The following is a 15659-nucleotide window of genomic DNA, read 5'->3' as shown; positions in this document are numbered from 1 at the left end:
CCTGTCCCTTTAATCACGCCCCTTGCGAGGTTTTGAAGAATGACCAAGCCGCCCGAACCCGGACAACGCTCCAATCGACGTCTGATCGCCGCAGGCATTGCCGGCACAGCCGCCGTACTTGCGGCGGTATACGTGATCGTCGGGCCGCATGGCAACACGGACGATACGCAAAGCTGCGCGCTGGAAATGGCGCTTGCGGAAAAGACCGCGCCGTTTGCCACCGGCGAGGTCGCGGCCTTTCGTCCCGCGGAGCGCCCGCTTGCGCTTTCGGAGCTGACTTTCAACGATCCGGACGGAAATCCGGTCAGCATCGGCGATTTCAAGGACCGCACCATACTCCTGAACCTGTGGGCGACATGGTGTGCGCCCTGCCGGAAGGAAATGCCGGCGCTCGACGAGCTTCAGGCGGACATGGGTGGTGAGGATTTCCAGGTGGTCGCGGTGAACGTGGACCGGGGCGGTCCGGAGAAGCCGAAGGCCTTCTGGAAGGAAATCGGCGTGAGCCGCCTCGATTACTACAGCGATGCCAGCAACGGCATCCTCAAGGATCTCAAGGCGAAGGCCCGGGCGACAGGCCTGCCGACAACGATTCTGGTCGGACCTTCCGGATGCGAGATCGGAACAATGTATGGCCCCGCCGAATGGGCATCCGGCGAGGCCAAGGCACTTGTGACCGCCGCCTTGAAGACGAAGGCCGATTAATCGATTTCGAAGCGTCAGGCGGTGATATCGACTGCCTGACCGAGACCGGGAATCTGCCGCTGCTCGCGGCGGGCTTCCTGTTCGGTCGACTGGGCGTCTTCGACCCGATCCGCGACCGCCCGTTCCTGCTCATTCGCATCGCGAATGGCGTTGGTGGCCAGTTCACTGCGGATGCTGGCGGCCTGAGCGGCAGACGAGCCTGCGCTGGAAACGCTATCCATGTTTCTTCTCCTGTTCGGCGCGCCGGGAGTGCGCGCTCTTTTTCAGACGCTGACGTCCAGTCTGAGACCCAGACCTTGTTGAGCTTCGCGGGACTCGACGCGGTTTTGAGCCTTCTCGGCTTGCCGCGTCAGGTTTTCAGCCCTGTTTGCGCTGAAATCCGCCTGTCTCCGGACGACTTCCGCTACGGTTCTTTCCTTGCGGGCGCTGATCCGTTCAATTTGTTCCGCCACCTTCTGGCGTTGCGACGTCGCCGCAGAAGAGGCGGAAGCGGCCTGCGGGCCGTATCCAATTCCTTCCGGCATCGTTCTTTCCACTTCTTGGAACCGACTTGCCAGTTATTTAAAGCGATCAGAAGTAAATAAAGGTAAAGGCGGGAATATATTGGTTTTCAAGCTTCATTATATGTTCTCTTCTAATTTAATATTTGAATAAAATTTTATCGAACTTTGGGTAAGTTTATGCTTTTGAAGGAAAATAACTTCAATCAGAAGCGCATAAAAAAAGCCGTTCATTTGAACGGCTTTGATGCTTTTCCGGATCGGGATGTCTCAGGCGGTCACGTCGACCCCGTTGCCCATTCCGGGTGGTGGAGCGCTGGTCGTTTGCGCCAGGCTTTCGGCTCCGGACTGAAGCAGCGCGACGACACTCGCATCCTGGGCTGCTGCCATCTTCATCATTTGCGCCTCAAGGGCCTGCTGTGTTTGCGCCTGCGACGTGACCGCGTAGGTCGCGGCAATGCCAGTACTGTCCATTCCGGTCTCCAACGGGTTCGTCCGTTTTTAGGTTAAAGGCCGTTAAGACTAGGTAAACAATAGATTATCGGAAACATTAAATCAGTGCCTTTCGGCGGATCTTGCCCGAGGGCGTTCGCGGCAGGGAGGCGACGAAGCGATAGGCTTTCGGACGTTTGTATTCCGCGAGCCGGTCGTGCGCCCAGGCGGCCAGAGTGGTTTCGTCATGCCGGCCCGGCGTTCTGGGGACGACGAAAGCGGTGATCAGGCTGACGCCTTCGCGCACCGGCATGGCCGTCACCGCGACCTCCAGCACGTCCGGGTGCGCGCTGAGGGTGCGTTCGACTTCTTCCGGCGCCACGCGGTAGCCGAAGGCGTTCATGAGATCGTCGGCGCGGCCTTCGTACCAGTAGTAACCGTCCTTATCCGCCCGCGCCCGATCGCCGGTCAGGAACCAGCCGGCCCGGAAGGCGGCTGCCGTTTCTTCCGGGCGGTTCCAGTAGCCGAGCATCAGGCCGGTTTCGCTTTCGTGCACCGCCAGAAGGCCAGGCTCATCGATCGCGGCGAAGTCCTCGCCCTGTCCGTCCTCAGTGAGGATGGCGACTTTCCGGCCGGTCTGGGGTTTTCCGGGCGATCCGGGCCTGGTCGGAACCGAGGGGCCGCTGGAGATGTAGGTGGAGATCTCGCTCATGCCGAGCGCTTCATAGAGCGGGCGTCCGGTGCGCTCGACCCATTCGTCATGCAGACCGGCCGGCAGGGCTTCACCCGCAGTCAGGCCGTGGCGCAGGAACGGAAACGACCCCGTGTCGACATCGCCGTATTTCAACAGGCGCCGGTACAGGCTCGGGACGGCGGCAAACAGCGTCGCCTTGCAGCTTTCGATGAGGCCGGGCCAGATTTCCGGGTCGCGAGGACCGTCGTAGACCAGGCTGGTGGCGCCGTTGGCCCAGGGGTCCATCAGGCCGACGCCGAGCGTATAGGTCCAGTTGAAGGCACCGGCATGCAGCAGCCGGTCGGCGGAGAAGATGCCGTACCAGCCCTTGTACATCGGCGTGCGCCCGATGGCGGCGCGCTGGGCATGGAGGACGCCCTTGGGCGTGCCGCTGGTGCCGGAGGTATAGATCAGAAAGGCAGGGTCGTCGGCTGTCGTATCCGCGTAGTCGCCGCCTTCGAACGCCTTGAGCGCCAACAGGTCCTGCGGACCCAGGATCAGGGAGTTGCCCCGGGGGAGGGCCGTGCGCCCGTCGTGGATGACGGCGGCTGCGGCGCTGTCTTCAAGGATTGCGGTCGCTTCCGCCGCGGTCAGCATTTCGGAGGTCGGGATCGGGATGAAGCCGCCGGCGATCGCGCCGAAGAAGACCAGCGGAAAGTCGCTGGAATGGCCAAGCCGAAGCAGGATGCGATCGCCGCGCTTCAGACCTTTTTCAGTCAGTCCGCCGGCGACGGAAAGGATGGTTCTTTCAATCTCGCCATAAGTCCAGAGTTCTTTCTGGACGCCGTTCGGGCCGACCACCTCCAACGCGCCCGCCCCGGGAGCGGGCGATGCGTTGGTCAGGCAATAGCGGGCAAGATTCATTCAGGGCTCTGTCCGGCCTTGAAGGCCTTAGCGGGTCGGAACCGGAGTTTCGCCGCGATAATCGTAGAAGCCGCGCTGGGTCTTGCGGCCCAGCCAGCCGGCTTCGACGTATTTCACCAGAAGCGGGCACGGCCGGTACTTGCTATCGGCGAGGCCTTCGTAAAGCACCTGCATGATCGACAGACAGGTGTCGAGACCGATGAAGTCGGCCAGCTGCAGCGGGCCCATCGGATGGTTCGCGCCGAGCTTCATGGCCTTGTCGATCGATTCCACCGATCCGACCCCTTCGTAAAGGGTGTAGATGGCTTCGTTGATCATCGGCAGCAGGATGCGGTTGACCATGAAGGCCGGGAAATCTTCCGCAACCGCGATCTGCTTGCCGAGACGGTCGACGAAGGTTTTCGCCGCATCGAAGGTTTCGTCTTCGGTTGCGATGCCGCGCACCAGCTCGACCAGTTCCATCAGCGGAACCGGGTTCATGAAGTGGATACCGATGAACCGTTCCGGCCGGTCCGTGGAGGCCGCAAGGCGGGTGATGGAAATGGACGAGGTGTTGGTCGCCAGCATCGCTTCCGGTTTCAGGATCGGGCAAAGCTGGGAAAAGATCTTGCGCTTGACCTGTTCGTTTTCGACGGCGGACTCGATGACGAGATCGACATCGGCCAACAGGTCGAGATCGACGGCGGGCGTGATCCGGTCGAGGGCCGATGTCCGAACCTCTTCGGAAATCTGCTCTTTCTGAACCTGCCGGGCCATGTTGCCGTTAATCGATGCGAGGCCCGATTCGATTTTCTCCATGGAGAGATCGCTCAAGGCCACGTCGAACCCGGCCAGAGCGCAGACATGGGCGATTCCGCTGCCCATCTGACCAGCTCCAATCACACCGACTTTCTTGATTTCGACCACCATCGTCCATTCCGATCCTTGAGTGACAGTCCGTTCGGATGTCCTGCCGGGCTATTTTTGGCAAGTATAATGCCGAACGGCAAGCACCCTTGGGCGGAAATCGTTACTTCCGCCCAAGGGAGAGTATGCATAATGTTCCGCCGTCTACTCGACGGCAGCCTTCAGCTCCGGCAGAACGTCGAAGAGGTCCGCGACCAGGCCATAGTCGGCAACCTGGAAGATCGGTGCTTCCTCGTCCTTGTTGATGGCCACGATCACCTTCGAGTCCTTCATGCCGGCCAGGTGCTGGATGGCACCGGAAATACCGCAGGCGATATAAAGGTCCGGAGCGACCACCTTGCCTGTCTGGCCGACCTGCCAGTCGTTCGGGGCATAGCCCGCATCGACGGCGGCGCGGGACGCGCCGACGGCGGCACCCAGCGCATCGGCCACCGGCATGATGACTTCCTGGAACTTCTCTTCCGAGCCGAGCGCACGGCCGCCGGAGATGATGATCTTGGCAGACGTCAGTTCCGGGCGGTCGGACTTGGACAGTTCCTCGCCGACGAAGTCGGACAGGCCGGAAGCCGCAGGAGCGGACGCTGCCTCGATCGATGCGGATCCGCCTTCCTCGGCAGCCGCGAAAGTCGAGGTCCGGACGGTGATCACCTTCTTCGGATCGCCGGACTTCACCGTCTGAATGGCATTACCGGCGTAGATCGGACGCTCGAACGTGTCCGCGTCGATCACCTTGATGACGTCGGAGATCTGCATCACGTCGAGCAGGGCCGCGACACGGGGCAGGATGTTCTTGCCGTTGGCGGTGGCCGGCGCGACGATGGCGTCATAGCCGCCGGCAAGCTCCACGATCAGGGACGCCATCGGCTCGGCGAGCTGGTGGGCGAGGTCGGCACTGTCCGCGGTCAGAACCTTGGCGACACCGGTCAGTTTGGCGGCAGCCTCGGCGACCGGGCCGATATCCTTGCCGGCAACCAGCACATGAACGTCGCCACCAAGGGCGACAGCAGCGGTCAGGGCCTTGGCGGTGGCATCGTTGAGCGCACCGCCGGCATGTTCGGCCACAAGAAGTGTTGTCATGATTTTTCTCCCTGGGCGCGTCTTAAAGGACGCCTGCTTCGTTCTTGAGCTTGTCGACCAGTTCGGCCACGGAACCAACCTTGACGCCAGCCTGGCGAGCTGCCGGTTCGGCGGTCTTCAGAACCGTCAGGCGCGGCGCGGTGTCGACGCCGAAGTCGGCCGGGGCCTTTTCGTCGATCGGCTTCTTCTTCGCCTTCATGATGTTCGGCAGGGACGCATAGCGCGGCTCGTTGAGGCGCAGGTCCGTGGTCACGATGGCCGGCATCTTCAGCTTGATCGTCTGCAGTCCGCCGTCGACTTCGCGGGTCACGTCGACCGTACCGTCGCCGAGATCGACCTTGGACGCGAACGTGCCCTGGGCCCAGCCGAGCAGGGCGGCCAGCATCTGGCCGGTCTGGTTGCAGTCATCGTCGATGGCCTGCTTGCCGAGGATCACAAGACCGGGCTCTTCCGCCTCGACGATGCCCTTCAGGATCTTGGCGACCGCAAGCGGCTCGGTGGTTTCGTCCGTCTTGACCAGAATGCCGCGGTCGGCGCCCATGGCCAGACCCGTGCGAAGGGTCTCGGTCGCCTGTTGCGGGCCGACGGAAACCACGATGACTTCTTCCGCCTTGCCGGCCTCTTTCAGGCGGAGGGCTTCCTCCACGGCGATCTCGTCGAAAGGGTTCATCGACATCTTGACGTTGGCAAGATCAACACCGGAACCATCCGCTTTCACACGGACTTTAACATTGTAGTCAATCACCCGCTTTACGGGCACTAGGATTTTCATAAGGTTTCAACCTCCGCTGGGTGGGCAGGGATGCCGCACCGCATCATTCGGCTTCGCCATCGCAGGGACAAAGGGTCATAAACTGCAGTTTTCGGCCAATCCTGGCGCATGACGCGGGACGGTAATCACCTGTCGTTCATGTGTCAACGATGGCTTTGCGTAAGTTTGCGAAATCGGGTTTCATTCTGACTTCCCGTGGCTGTCAATTCGGCCCCTGCAAACATCCGCTCCATTCCACGGCCGGGACCATAGCCGGGACCGACCGGCGTGCCAATTCCTCATTATGGGCAGGTAAACACCGTATTCGGGCCTGAAAACCGGCGTGAAGCGCAGCATAAGCGACCAGAAGCATCCATAGGTTTCGGAGATGGCCGGCGATAGGCCGCAGTTATAGGCTCCGATCTTGGAGCACAGTCAAACTCCCTTGTCGAACAGCGGTACGCCTCTCCTGCGCAGCACAAGCACCAGGATCGATCCGGTAATCAATCCGCCGATATGGGCGGACCAGGCGATGTTGGTCTCCTGGTCGATCACCACGTTATAGAATTGCAGAACGATCCATGCGCCCAGCACCCAGCGGGCGGACAGGCGCAAGGGGATCCGGCCGAGGGCAAGCACCCAGACCTTCACATGCGGATGAAGCATCAGATAGGCCGCAATGATGCCGGCCGTCGCGCCCGAGGCGCCGATCAGCGGCGCGTCCGAGCCGTAGGAGCTCAGCGCATAGGCAAAGCCGGCGCCCGCGGCGCAAGCGAGATAAAACACCAGGTAGCGGACGTGGCCCATGGCGTCTTCCACATTGTCACCGAAGACCCACAGAAACAGCATGTTGCCGATCAGGTGCATCCAGTCGCCATGGAGGAAGGCGTAAGTGACCAGAGTTGCGGCATCGGGAACCGCCTGCAGGTCCGGCGTCAGATCCTTCATGTCGAACAGGACGCTGGAGATCAGACCGTAGCTGTAATCGGAAATGGTGGCCGCCTCGCCGATGCCGGCGTGCTGGATGACCACAAAGACGAAGACATTCGCGGCGAGCAGAGCCCAGTTCACGAACGGCTTGTAAACGTGCTTGATCGTGTTGTGGTCGTGCAACGGTATGAACATCGGCGGCTCCCCTCGAAACCGCGGTATACTCACATGTTCAGCGGTTTTGACCGGGAACCCATAGCACGTCGCCGTCGCCTTTCGAATTCAGGAATCGCGAGGCGACGAAAAAGAAGTCCGACAGACGGTTCATGTAGCGGATGGCGCAGGGATTGATCTTTTCGCGGGTCTGCAGCTTGACCATCAGGCGTTCCGCCCGACGCGAGACGGTGCGGGCCAGATGAAGATGGGCCGCAGCCGGGCTGCCGCCGGGCAGAACGAATGAACGCAACGGCTGCAGATCGGCGTTGAGCCGGTCGATCGCCTCTTCCAGGGCGCTGACCTGGCCGTCGGTCAGGCGGAGCGGTTCGTAGCCCAGGTCCTCATCCGTTTCCGGCGTGGCGAGGTCGGCGCCGAGATCGAACAGGTCGTTCTGGATCCGGCCGAGAATCGCATCCACGTCGGCCGCGCCGTCGGCGGTGTGCAGCCGGATGATGCCGACGATGGCATTGGTTTCGTCAACCGTGCCGTAGGCCTCGATGCGCAGATCGTTCTTCGGCCGGCGTTCTCCGGTGCCGAGCGCGGTCGTGCCGTCGTCACCGGTCTTGGTGTAGATCTTGTTCAGAACGACCATGTGCCTGAATGCCCCTAGTGCGCGGGTCCGAAGAAATAAATCCCCGTCATGATGACGACGATGACGATGAATTGCAGTCCGACGCGCCAGCGCATCAGCATTTGCGAGCGGTTGCCCGGACCGCCCCGCAGCATGTTCCAGATTCCCAGCAGGAGCACGATGGTGACTGCCGCCATGCCGATCGGCACCAGAGCGTTATAGAGAGTTTCCATTTCCATTCCTGTATCTGACCGCGCGCGGCCGAAAATGTGTCCGGTTCAGAGATAGGGCCGGCGAGAGGATCGGATCACTCCTCAGACTTCGCAGCGGCCAGACAAGCCCGGTCCATGAGTCTCGTCGGAAGCAGCCGTTTTGCCACACCCATGACCGTCGTCGGTATCGTGACATAATAACGCGGTTTCGGCCGCTTGGCTTCAAGCGCATGGATCAGGCGTTTGACCACGGCGGAAGACGGCAGCTTGAACGGTCCGGGTTCGCCCTTCTCCATGCGTTTGCGCCGCTTTTCGTAGGATTTGCGATGGGGCGACGCCTTCATGGCCTCCAGTCCGATCCAGCGGTCGAAATTGGCAAGGGCATTCTGCGTGAAATGGGTGTCGATCGGTCCGGGTTCGATCAGGCTGACGTGAATTCCCGTCCCCCAAAGCTCCTGGCGCAGGGTATCGGTATAGGCCTCGAGCGCGAATTTGGACGCCGTATAGGCGCCCCGGTACTTCAGGGCGACCAGCCCCAGAACCGAGGAGCACTGCACGATGCGGCCGCTCCGGTTGAGCCGCATGGAGGGAATGATGCGTTGGGTCAGATCGTGCCAGCCGATGAAATTGGCTTCGAACAGGGTGCGCAGGGCGGCAACGGGCATGTCTTCCAGGGCGCCGGGCACCGCATAGGCGCCGTTGTTGAACAGGGCGTCGAGCTTTCCGTCGCAGGCCTCCAGGACCGAATCGGCGGCATTCATGATGCTGTCGGGATCCTCGTAATCCAGACGGAAGGCCTCGAAGCCTTGCTGCTTCAGACGGTCCACGTCCTCGACCTTGCGTGCCGTGGCGAAAACACGCCAGTCCCGCCCCCGCATCAGATGCGCCGCAGCCTCGCCGATCCCGGACGAGCATCCCGTGATCAGGAGCGTCCGGGGTTTTCTGTACATCAAGAGATCGTCAGACATGCGCGGGCGTCGATCGCTTCAAAGGAGGTGACAACTGGAAAACGCAACGGGAGCTACAGGGGCTGACCTGATAGCAGTTTCGGGGAGGGACCGGCAAATCCGGCGGCTTCCTTGATGAAGTGCGTTTTAAGGCCCGGCATCCGGTCGACAAGACCCAGTCCGAAATCCCGGAAGCCACGGAGGATGTCGTTGTCGTTGGAAAACAGCCGGTTGAGCACGTCGGTGACCACGCCCATCTGGAACGTGTCGAACCGGCGCCAGCGCTGATAGCGTTCCAGAACGTCGAGCGCCCCGATATCCTGGCCCAGGCGACGCGCTTCGATCAGGACCTCCGACAGGGCGGCCACGTCGCGGAAGCCCATGTTCAGGCCCTGGCCGGCAATGGGGTGAATGCCGTGGGCCGCATCGCCGGCGAGGGCGAAACGCGGCTTGACGAAGTCACGGGCAAGGCGCAGGCCCAGCGGATAGGCGTGACGCGGCCCGTCGAGTTCGATTTTCCCCAGATGATGGCCGAAGCGGCGCTCCAGCTCGATCTCGAAGGTGAAATCGTCGCTGGCCACCAGCCGTTTTGCGTCGGCGGTGCGTTCGGTCCAGACCAGCGACGAGCGGTTGCCGGGCAGAGGCAGGATCGCGAAGGGACCTGCGGGCAGGAAATGTTCTTCGGCGCGGCCGTTGTGCGGCCGCTCGTGCCGGACAGTGGTCACGATGCCGGACTGGCCGTAATCCCAGTAAACGGTGCGGATGCCGGCAAGATCGCGCAACTTCGAGCGGACGCCGTCGGCGGCAATCAGAAGGCGGGTCGACAGGGTCCGACCGCTCGCCAGGTCCAGGGAAACATGATCGTTGGTGTTATGGAAGGTTTCGGCGCTGTCGGGGGCATGAAAGGCGACGCCGGCACTTGCGGCAGCCTCGTAAAGCGCCGGCAACATGGCGCCGTTCGGCACCATGTGGGCAAAGGGTTCGCCTTCGGCCGTTTCTCCGTCGAAGGTCAGGAACACCGGCCGGACCACATCGCGCAGCTTGCTGTCGGTCACGATCATTTCGTTGATCGGCTGGGCGGAGGGGAGGATCTCCTTCCAGACACCGAGCTGGTCGAGCATGCGGCAGGCCGCGGCCGCGATGGCCGAAGCTCTTGGGTCCTTCGCAAGGGTTTCGGTCGGTTTGGGGTCGATAACGGCGATTTTCAGGGTGGGGTCGGCCTGCTTGAGCGCAAGTGCGAGCGACAGACCCACATAGCCGCCGCCAGCGACGACGACGTCCTGCATTTCGGTATTCTTGGCGGTTTTTACCATTATCCGTCTCCCGGACCGTTCCTTAAGGGCAGCTTGACTTATGTGCCGCGGCTCGCCCATCTCAGGGGCACGCCATCCCCATATGGCGATCAACATTTGCTTCGACTGTCTTATTTAGCAGGGATCGCGCCGATGAACACGGCCATTGATACACTTCTTGAAATTCTCGACCTGGAGCCGCTGGAGCACAACCTGTTTCGTGGTCGCAGCCCACAAGTCGGATGGCAGCGGGTGTTCGGCGGTCAGGTTATCGGGCAGGCGCTGGTGGCGGCCTCCAGAACGGTGGTCGAAGACCGGCATGTGCATTCCCTTCACGGCTATTTCATGCGCCCGGGCGATCCGTCGGTTCCGATCATCTACGAAGTCGATCGGATTCGCGATGGCGGCAGTTTCACCACCCGACGTGTGGTGGCGATCCAGCACGGCCAGGCGATCTTCTCCATGTCGGCCTCGTTTCAGGTGATGGAAGAAGGCATGGAGCATCAGGTCGAGATGCCCGATGTGCCGAAGCCGGAAGACCTGCCGAGCGAGAGGGAGCTGAAGGCGAAATTCCTCGAAATGGCGCCGGAAAACGTGCGCAGATACTGGGAGCGGGAACGTCCGATCGAAATGCGTCCCGTCGACCTGACCCATTATTTCTCCGACAAGCCGCTGCCTCCGATGCAGCATGTTTGGGTCCGGGCGACCGACACGTTGCCGGACGATTCGCGCATCCATCAATGCGTGCTTGCCTACGCCTCCGACATGACGCTGCTGGATACGGCGCTCCATCCTCATGGCCTGTCGGTCTTCAGCGACCGGGTTCAATGCGCGAGCCTCGACCACGCCATGTGGTTCCACCGGCCGTTCAGGGCTGATGACTGGCTGCTTTACTCCTGCGACAGCCCGTCGAGCTCCGGCGCGCGCGGCCTCAACCGCGGCTCCCTGTTCGATCTGGACGGCAGGCTGGTGGCGTCCACGACTCAGGAAGGCCTGATGCGGCTCAGAACGAAACCGTGATTCCTAATTACGGATCGGGCTGGTGAAACCGGAAATCGCCAGCGGATTGTCGGTCATCGCTTTCGGATCGGGCGTATCCGGCAAGAGTGCGCCGGAGAAGGCTTCGAACATCTTGCGCACAAAGCCTTCCGACAGGTCGTAGGTGATGAAGACCATGCGCGTGCGGTGATCGTCGTCGGGCCAGCCTTCGAGCGTTGCCGGCGGATGGAAGACGTGCTGGACGCCATGGATCACGACCGGACGATCCGGATCCTCGGCAATCTGGACGATGCCCTTGACCCTGAGCAGCTTCGGTCCGTGCGCCGAGCGCAGCAGATCGAGAAACATTTCCAGCGCGGAAGCTGACACCGGCCGGTCGGTGGACAGGGTAAAGGCGCGGATCTTGTCATCGTGCCGGTTCACGTCATGCCCATGATGATCGTGGCCGTGTCCATGGTGATGGTGTCCGTGATGATCGTGATCATGGTGATGCCCATGAGCATGATCGTGCGCGGCTTCGTAGGCCTGGGCATTCAGCCATTTGGCGACATCGGGTATTTTCGTGTCCGGATTGTAGAGGCCGGCATCGAACAGGCGGTCCGGCGTTGCCTCGTCGGCCTGATTGTCGAGCAGCCGTGCACCGGGATTAAGGTGGGCAAGGCGTTCCTTCAGGGCGGTCAGTCCTTCACGCGCGTCCTGCGTCTCGATCAGATCGGTCTTGGTCAGGACCAGCCGGTCGGCGACGGCCGCCTGGCGGCGGGCCTCCTCGTGGGTGTCGAGCGTTTCCAGGCCGTTGACCGCATCGACCAGGGTGACGACGCTTTCCAGCCGGTAGCGCATGACCAGATAGGGATGCAGCATGACCGTGTGCAGGATCGGTGCCGGATCGGCGAGGCCGGTGGTTTCGATCACCACCCGCGCCAGCCGGTCCATGCGGCCGTTGTCGAGGCGTCTCAGGAGGTTTTCCAGCGTGGTGACCAGGTCGCCGCGAATGGTGCAGCACAGGCAGCCGGAGGACAGTTCCAGGATACCGTCGCTGGCCTGATCGACCAGCAGGTGGTCCAAGCCGATCTCGCCGAATTCGTTGATGATGACCGCCGTATCGGCCATGGCCGGGTCCTTCAGGATCCGGTTCAGAAGGGTGGTCTTGCCCGATCCCAGGAATCCGGTGATGACGGACAGCGGGATCGGCGGCTTGGGACCGCGGCGCGGTGCTTCCGGTGCGGCGTCGGCAGGGGATGTTGTCATGGGACAGGTGGCTCCAACCCTCTGGCTCCGGCCAATGCCGGACCCTTCAGGCAGTCACCTAAGGACTGTGGCGTGGAAAATCCAGTCCCAACTAGGCCGACAGATTTTCGACCTTCGCCAGCTCTTCCTTCAGATCGACCGGAACAAGACCCTCTTCGGAGCCGTCTGTTTCCGGTTCCGCGGCTTCAGACTTTGCGGCGTCGGGGTCCAGAACCGAACGGACGGATTTTGCGGCCTTGCGCAGGATTTCGATGATGTCATCGACGGAGCGGCCTTCCTCCAGCTGGGTCGCGCTAAGCTCCGCTAGATCGGCCAGCGCCCGGATCGTGGCGGAGGAGTTCGGTTCAGCCATGGAAATGCTCCATTAAAAAGGGCTTCTGCCCAGAATGGACCACTGAGACTTTCCCGAAGCTGATCGGGAGGGCGCCGCAGCAGATGCTATTCTGAACATACTGTTAATTTTAACGGTTAATATCGCGTTAACGTAGGGACATGCGGGGTTTTTTGGGACGTCGACCGAAGGCCTAAGGCTTCGGAGCCGGCACGGCGATTCCGGTGCCCTTCTGGAACAGGGATCCCGGGGCTGCCATAGGGGCATCGGTTTCGGCCTTGACGAAATCCTTTTGGGCGACTGCGCCGGGCGCTGCTGCCTTCGCCGCGGATTTCAGCTTGATTTCCAGGATCCGGATGGGATTGGGGGTCGGAAGCGGCACCGAGACGGACAGTCCACCGTCGGGTTGACCGGACCCGGTGTCGTCGTCCGTGTCGGCCGAAATCGCAGCGGCGGGTGGCGCCGCGCCTTTCGGAACGCTGAGATCGATCGGTATAGGCGCATAGGCGATCCGGCGCGGTCCGATCGTGCGGTCCATCACCTTGCCCCAGTCGATTTTGCCGTTCGCGAGCTTGACGGACGCGTCCACCTTTCCGCCGGTGTCGGCGGACTTGCTTCTCTTGCCGAGCCGGAGGCCGGGGATCGCCGGTCCCCTGTCGTTGCTGCGGGCGGAGGAGGCGTAGGACAGGACCGGACCGCCGCTATTCCCGCTCTGCATGTCGAACTGCGCCATGATGCCTTCGGCACCGGGTTTTTCGTTGCGTTTGCAATAGTGGTCCGCCGGGGGATTGCCGCCCTGGCGGGGCAGTGTCTTGAGCGTGTACCGACCGGACCGTTTCCTGAAACCCTTGTCCATCAGGTCGCGGGTGAAGGCGATCCGTTCCAGTCCGGAAGCCGCGCCGAGGACAACGGCAATCAGCGTGCGGCCATTGCGGGTGACGGAAGCCGCGACATTGTAACCGGAGTTGCAGATGTAGCCGGTCTTCATGCCGTTTGCGCCGCGGACCCGCATCAGAAACTCCCGATTGGCGGAGCGCAGCGTCTTCTTGCCGAACTTGATGCCGGGGTGGTTGTAATAATTCTGCGCCTGCGGAAAATCACGCTGGAGGGCCTGGGCCAGGATCGCCATGTCGCGCGCAGTGGTGATCTGGCGGTTGTCGGGCAGACCGTTCGGATTGACGAAGACCGTGTCGTTCATCCCCAAGCGGCGGGCTTCGGCATTCATCATGTCGATGAAGGCGGGTTCGGACCCGCCGATTGCTTCGCCCAGGGCAACCGCGATGTCATTCGCCGACTTGATCAGGATGATCTTGAGCGCGGTCTCGACGGTGAATTGCGTACCGACCTTGAACCCCATCTTGCTGGGCGGTTCCTTGATCGAGTTGGCCGACTGCACGACGATCGAGTTCAGCGAAGCCTTGCCGTCGCGGATGGCCTTGAAGGTGACATAGGCGGTCATCATCTTCGTCAGCGACGCCGGATACCATTTGCGGGTGGCGTCCTGTTCGTCCAGGACAGCTCCGGTCCTGGCATCGACAAGGATATAGGTACCGATTTCCGCGCGAAGCGGTGCGGCGGAAAACGCCAGTAGCGAGAGGGCGAAAGCCAATCCGAACACGTGTAACCGGGAGTGCAGCAATCTTTCGAACACCATATCCTCGCTGATCGATTCACGGTCTCAGGCTTCGGTCGCCTGCCGGCCGAATTTCAGGTATCGGGCGGAGACTGTTTTACGCCCCAGCTTTAAAGCTATGCTTAAGATCCTGATTGTCGGTTGGCTCCCGGCCAGTCCCATTCATAAACGATCCGGTTGGCCGAATGCAAAAACTAACCTAAAGAAATTTGCGGAATTGGCGAGATTTTAGGCATTCGCCCAGAAATTCATCCCTTTTCCCGGATCGGTTTCGATCGTTGCCGTCATATTGTGCGCAAGAAGCGGACATGGCCTCCTGTTTGCATCAAACGCGTGAAAACGCGGATGCCGGCCGGACGGCTTGCATTCGCCGGGCAACCTGTTTCAAGTGGAGACCGTCTTCCCCGCGCTGTCGGGGTTCGTCTGCGGCAAGGCCAGTTCATTTATGTATGACGCTGCAATCGTGAATCCGATCAATGACAACGCGCCCCGCATGCAGCGGGTGAGCGGACGGGGACATGTGGCTTTTAAGCATGCGTCGGGTAGGACGCGCCTCAGCGATCTTCACCAGAGCGGTTCGGCGAAAATCCGGTTGCCCAAGGTCTATGACGGTGTTCCCGTGGCCGTATTGATCAACACTTCAGGCGGTCTGACCGGGGGCGATCGGCTGACCTACGAGGCAGGCGTCGATGCCGGCGGGCACGCGATCGTGACCAGCCAGGCGGCCGAACGGGCCTATCGCAGTTCCGGCGGCGTGGCAGAAATTGAAAACCGTCTCACCGCCGGAAACGGCGCCACCCTGGAATGGCTGCCGCAGGAAACCATCTTGTTCAACGCATCCGGCCTGCACCGGACCATGACCGTGAATCTTTCCGGTGATGCCCGGCTGCTTGCGATCGAATCGGTCGTTCTTGGACGCACGGCGATGGGTGAAACGGTTGATCGGATCAGCTTTCGCGATCGCTGGCGCATCCAACGGGAAGGCCGTCTTGTCTTTGCCGATGATGTCCGGCTTGAAGGCGACGCAAGCGATATTCTCAAAGGTCCGGCGACGGCCGGCGGCGGACTGGCTTTCGCCACGCTGGTCGATTGCGCGGTCGATGCCGATACGCGCCTCGGTCTTGCGCGCGATGCGCTTGGCCAACTGAAGATACGGGCCGCGGCGAGCGCCTGGAATGGCGTTCTGGTCGTGCGATTCGTCGGCGCCGACGGCCGGTCGCTGCGCGACGGCCTGATGACATTTCTTGAAACCTACCGTTCAGCGGGCCTGCCGAGGGTTTGGCATTGCTGACACTGGACTACCACCGAAGGGGAG

Annotated in this window: 18 protein-coding genes; 3 read left to right on the top strand and 15 right to left on the bottom strand. The window is 61.6% G+C overall.

From position 1 onward, the window contains the following. Nucleotides 1-39 precede the first annotated feature (39 nt). The gene (tlpA, locus tag ACN0SO_RS11615; RefSeq protein ID WP_417677765.1) at nucleotides 40-702 is read left to right on the top strand and encodes a thiol:disulfide interchange protein TlpA; all 663 of its coding nucleotides are present in this window, start codon (nucleotides 40-42) and stop codon (nucleotides 700-702) included. A gap of 14 nt (nucleotides 703-716) precedes the next feature. Here tlpA and ACN0SO_RS11610 read toward each other — a convergent pair whose 3' ends face one another. From ACN0SO_RS11610 to ACN0SO_RS11555, 12 genes are all read right to left on the bottom strand, one after another. After that, nucleotides 717-923 carry a hypothetical protein gene (locus tag ACN0SO_RS11610; RefSeq protein WP_417677763.1) on the bottom strand — a complete coding sequence of 69 codons (207 nt, stop codon included), beginning with the start codon at nucleotides 921-923 and terminating at the stop codon, nucleotides 717-719. Nucleotides 924-965: 42 nt separating this feature from the next. After that, a complete protein-coding gene (locus ACN0SO_RS11605; RefSeq protein ID WP_417677761.1) occupies nucleotides 966-1226 on the bottom strand; it encodes a hypothetical protein in 261 nt (86 codons plus the stop codon). Nucleotides 1227-1472: 246 nt separating this feature from the next. Continuing rightward, the gene (locus ACN0SO_RS11600) at nucleotides 1473-1676 is read right to left on the bottom strand and encodes a hypothetical protein (RefSeq protein WP_417677759.1); all 204 of its coding nucleotides are present in this window, start codon (nucleotides 1674-1676) and stop codon (nucleotides 1473-1475) included. 76 nt (nucleotides 1677-1752) lie between these two features. Further along, nucleotides 1753-3231 (bottom strand): class I adenylate-forming enzyme family protein, encoded by a 1479-nt coding sequence (locus ACN0SO_RS11595; RefSeq protein WP_417677757.1) that lies wholly within the window; start codon nucleotides 3229-3231, stop codon nucleotides 1753-1755. A gap of 27 nt (nucleotides 3232-3258) precedes the next feature. Further along, nucleotides 3259-4140 carry a 3-hydroxybutyryl-CoA dehydrogenase gene (locus ACN0SO_RS11590; RefSeq protein WP_417677755.1) on the bottom strand — a complete coding sequence of 294 codons (882 nt, stop codon included), beginning with the start codon at nucleotides 4138-4140 and terminating at the stop codon, nucleotides 3259-3261. Between the two features lie 141 nt (nucleotides 4141-4281). Beyond that, on the bottom strand, nucleotides 4282-5214 hold the full coding sequence (locus ACN0SO_RS11585; protein ID WP_417677753.1) for an electron transfer flavoprotein subunit alpha/FixB family protein: 933 nt from the start codon (nucleotides 5212-5214) through the stop codon (nucleotides 4282-4284). A 22-nt stretch (nucleotides 5215-5236) separates the two neighbouring features. Further along, a complete protein-coding gene (locus ACN0SO_RS11580) occupies nucleotides 5237-5986 on the bottom strand; it encodes an electron transfer flavoprotein subunit beta/FixA family protein (RefSeq protein WP_417677751.1) in 750 nt (249 codons plus the stop codon). Nucleotides 5987-6400: 414 nt separating this feature from the next. Then, nucleotides 6401-7090, bottom strand: coding sequence for a rhomboid family intramembrane serine protease (locus ACN0SO_RS11575; RefSeq protein ID WP_417677749.1), 690 nt, complete (start codon nucleotides 7088-7090; stop codon nucleotides 6401-6403). A 37-nt stretch (nucleotides 7091-7127) separates the two neighbouring features. Further along, entirely contained in the window at nucleotides 7128-7703 is a 576-nt protein-coding gene (locus tag ACN0SO_RS11570) for a cob(I)yrinic acid a,c-diamide adenosyltransferase (protein WP_417677747.1), read from the bottom strand. Between the two features lie 14 nt (nucleotides 7704-7717). Then, nucleotides 7718-7915, bottom strand: coding sequence for a twin transmembrane helix small protein (locus tag ACN0SO_RS11565; protein ID WP_346912141.1), 198 nt, complete (start codon nucleotides 7913-7915; stop codon nucleotides 7718-7720). A 74-nt stretch (nucleotides 7916-7989) separates the two neighbouring features. Then, nucleotides 7990-8862, bottom strand: coding sequence for an SDR family oxidoreductase (locus ACN0SO_RS11560; protein WP_417677744.1), 873 nt, complete (start codon nucleotides 8860-8862; stop codon nucleotides 7990-7992). 53 nt (nucleotides 8863-8915) lie between these two features. After that, a complete protein-coding gene (locus ACN0SO_RS11555; protein WP_417677742.1) occupies nucleotides 8916-10154 on the bottom strand; it encodes a ubiquinone biosynthesis hydroxylase in 1239 nt (412 codons plus the stop codon). 132 nt (nucleotides 10155-10286) lie between these two features. Between ACN0SO_RS11555 and tesB the strand changes: the two genes are divergently transcribed. Continuing rightward, nucleotides 10287-11153: an acyl-CoA thioesterase II gene (gene tesB / locus ACN0SO_RS11550; protein WP_417677740.1), complete on the top strand. Its 867-nt coding sequence runs from the start codon at nucleotides 10287-10289 to the stop codon at nucleotides 11151-11153. Between the two features lie 3 nt (nucleotides 11154-11156). Here tesB and ACN0SO_RS11545 read toward each other — a convergent pair whose 3' ends face one another. From ACN0SO_RS11545 to ACN0SO_RS11535, 3 genes are all read right to left on the bottom strand, one after another. Further along, on the bottom strand, nucleotides 11157-12380 hold the full coding sequence (locus ACN0SO_RS11545) for a CobW family GTP-binding protein (RefSeq protein WP_417677738.1): 1224 nt from the start codon (nucleotides 12378-12380) through the stop codon (nucleotides 11157-11159). Nucleotides 12381-12471: 91 nt separating this feature from the next. Further along, a complete protein-coding gene (locus ACN0SO_RS11540; protein WP_417677736.1) occupies nucleotides 12472-12732 on the bottom strand; it encodes a hypothetical protein in 261 nt (86 codons plus the stop codon). 172 nt (nucleotides 12733-12904) lie between these two features. Continuing rightward, nucleotides 12905-14362: a D-alanyl-D-alanine carboxypeptidase family protein gene (locus tag ACN0SO_RS11535; RefSeq protein WP_417677734.1), complete on the bottom strand. Its 1458-nt coding sequence runs from the start codon at nucleotides 14360-14362 to the stop codon at nucleotides 12905-12907. A gap of 427 nt (nucleotides 14363-14789) precedes the next feature. On the opposite strand from ACN0SO_RS11535, the gene ACN0SO_RS11530 reads away from it, so the two are divergent. Continuing rightward, a complete protein-coding gene (locus tag ACN0SO_RS11530; protein ID WP_417677732.1) occupies nucleotides 14790-15635 on the top strand; it encodes an urease accessory protein UreD in 846 nt (281 codons plus the stop codon). The last annotated feature ends 24 nt before the right edge of the window (nucleotides 15636-15659 follow it).

The organism is Roseibium sp. (assembly GCF_048260565.1).
Lineage (GTDB): Bacteria > Pseudomonadota > Alphaproteobacteria > Rhizobiales > Stappiaceae > Roseibium.
Note: the sequence above shows the minus strand (reverse complement) of the source record. Positions and strands in the feature narration are given on the sequence as shown.

Excerpts from the sequence above, each read along its gene's own strand:
- ACN0SO_RS11575 (WP_417677749.1), bottom strand. The coding sequence starts at position 7,090 with ATGTTCATACCGTTGCACGACCACAACACGATCAAGCACGTTTACAAG.
- ACN0SO_RS11595 (WP_417677757.1), bottom strand. The coding sequence starts at position 3,231 with ATGAATCTTGCCCGCTATTGCCTGACCAACGCATCGCCCGCTCCCGGG.
- ACN0SO_RS11610 (WP_417677763.1), bottom strand. The coding sequence starts at position 923 with ATGGATAGCGTTTCCAGCGCAGGCTCGTCTGCCGCTCAGGCCGCCAGC.
- ACN0SO_RS11540 (WP_417677736.1), bottom strand. The coding sequence starts at position 12,732 with ATGGCTGAACCGAACTCCTCCGCCACGATCCGGGCGCTGGCCGATCTA.
- ACN0SO_RS11585 (WP_417677753.1), bottom strand. The coding sequence starts at position 5,214 with ATGACAACACTTCTTGTGGCCGAACATGCCGGCGGTGCGCTCAACGAT.
- ACN0SO_RS11590 (WP_417677755.1), bottom strand. The coding sequence starts at position 4,140 with ATGGTGGTCGAAATCAAGAAAGTCGGTGTGATTGGAGCTGGTCAGATG.
- ACN0SO_RS11600 (WP_417677759.1), bottom strand. The coding sequence starts at position 1,676 with ATGGACAGTACTGGCATTGCCGCGACCTACGCGGTCACGTCGCAGGCG.
- ACN0SO_RS11580 (WP_417677751.1), bottom strand. The coding sequence starts at position 5,986 with ATGAAAATCCTAGTGCCCGTAAAGCGGGTGATTGACTACAATGTTAAA.
- ACN0SO_RS11570 (WP_417677747.1), bottom strand. The coding sequence starts at position 7,703 with ATGGTCGTTCTGAACAAGATCTACACCAAGACCGGTGACGACGGCACG.
- ACN0SO_RS11530 (WP_417677732.1), top strand. The coding sequence starts at position 14,790 with ATGTATGACGCTGCAATCGTGAATCCGATCAATGACAACGCGCCCCGC.
- ACN0SO_RS11545 (WP_417677738.1), bottom strand. The coding sequence starts at position 12,380 with ATGACAACATCCCCTGCCGACGCCGCACCGGAAGCACCGCGCCGCGGT.
- tlpA (WP_417677765.1), top strand. The coding sequence starts at position 40 with ATGACCAAGCCGCCCGAACCCGGACAACGCTCCAATCGACGTCTGATC.
- ACN0SO_RS11605 (WP_417677761.1), bottom strand. The coding sequence starts at position 1,226 with ATGCCGGAAGGAATTGGATACGGCCCGCAGGCCGCTTCCGCCTCTTCT.
- ACN0SO_RS11555 (WP_417677742.1), bottom strand. The coding sequence starts at position 10,154 with ATGGTAAAAACCGCCAAGAATACCGAAATGCAGGACGTCGTCGTCGCT.
- ACN0SO_RS11560 (WP_417677744.1), bottom strand. The coding sequence starts at position 8,862 with ATGTCTGACGATCTCTTGATGTACAGAAAACCCCGGACGCTCCTGATC.
- ACN0SO_RS11565 (WP_346912141.1), bottom strand. The coding sequence starts at position 7,915 with ATGGAAACTCTCTATAACGCTCTGGTGCCGATCGGCATGGCGGCAGTC.
- tesB (WP_417677740.1), top strand. The coding sequence starts at position 10,287 with ATGAACACGGCCATTGATACACTTCTTGAAATTCTCGACCTGGAGCCG.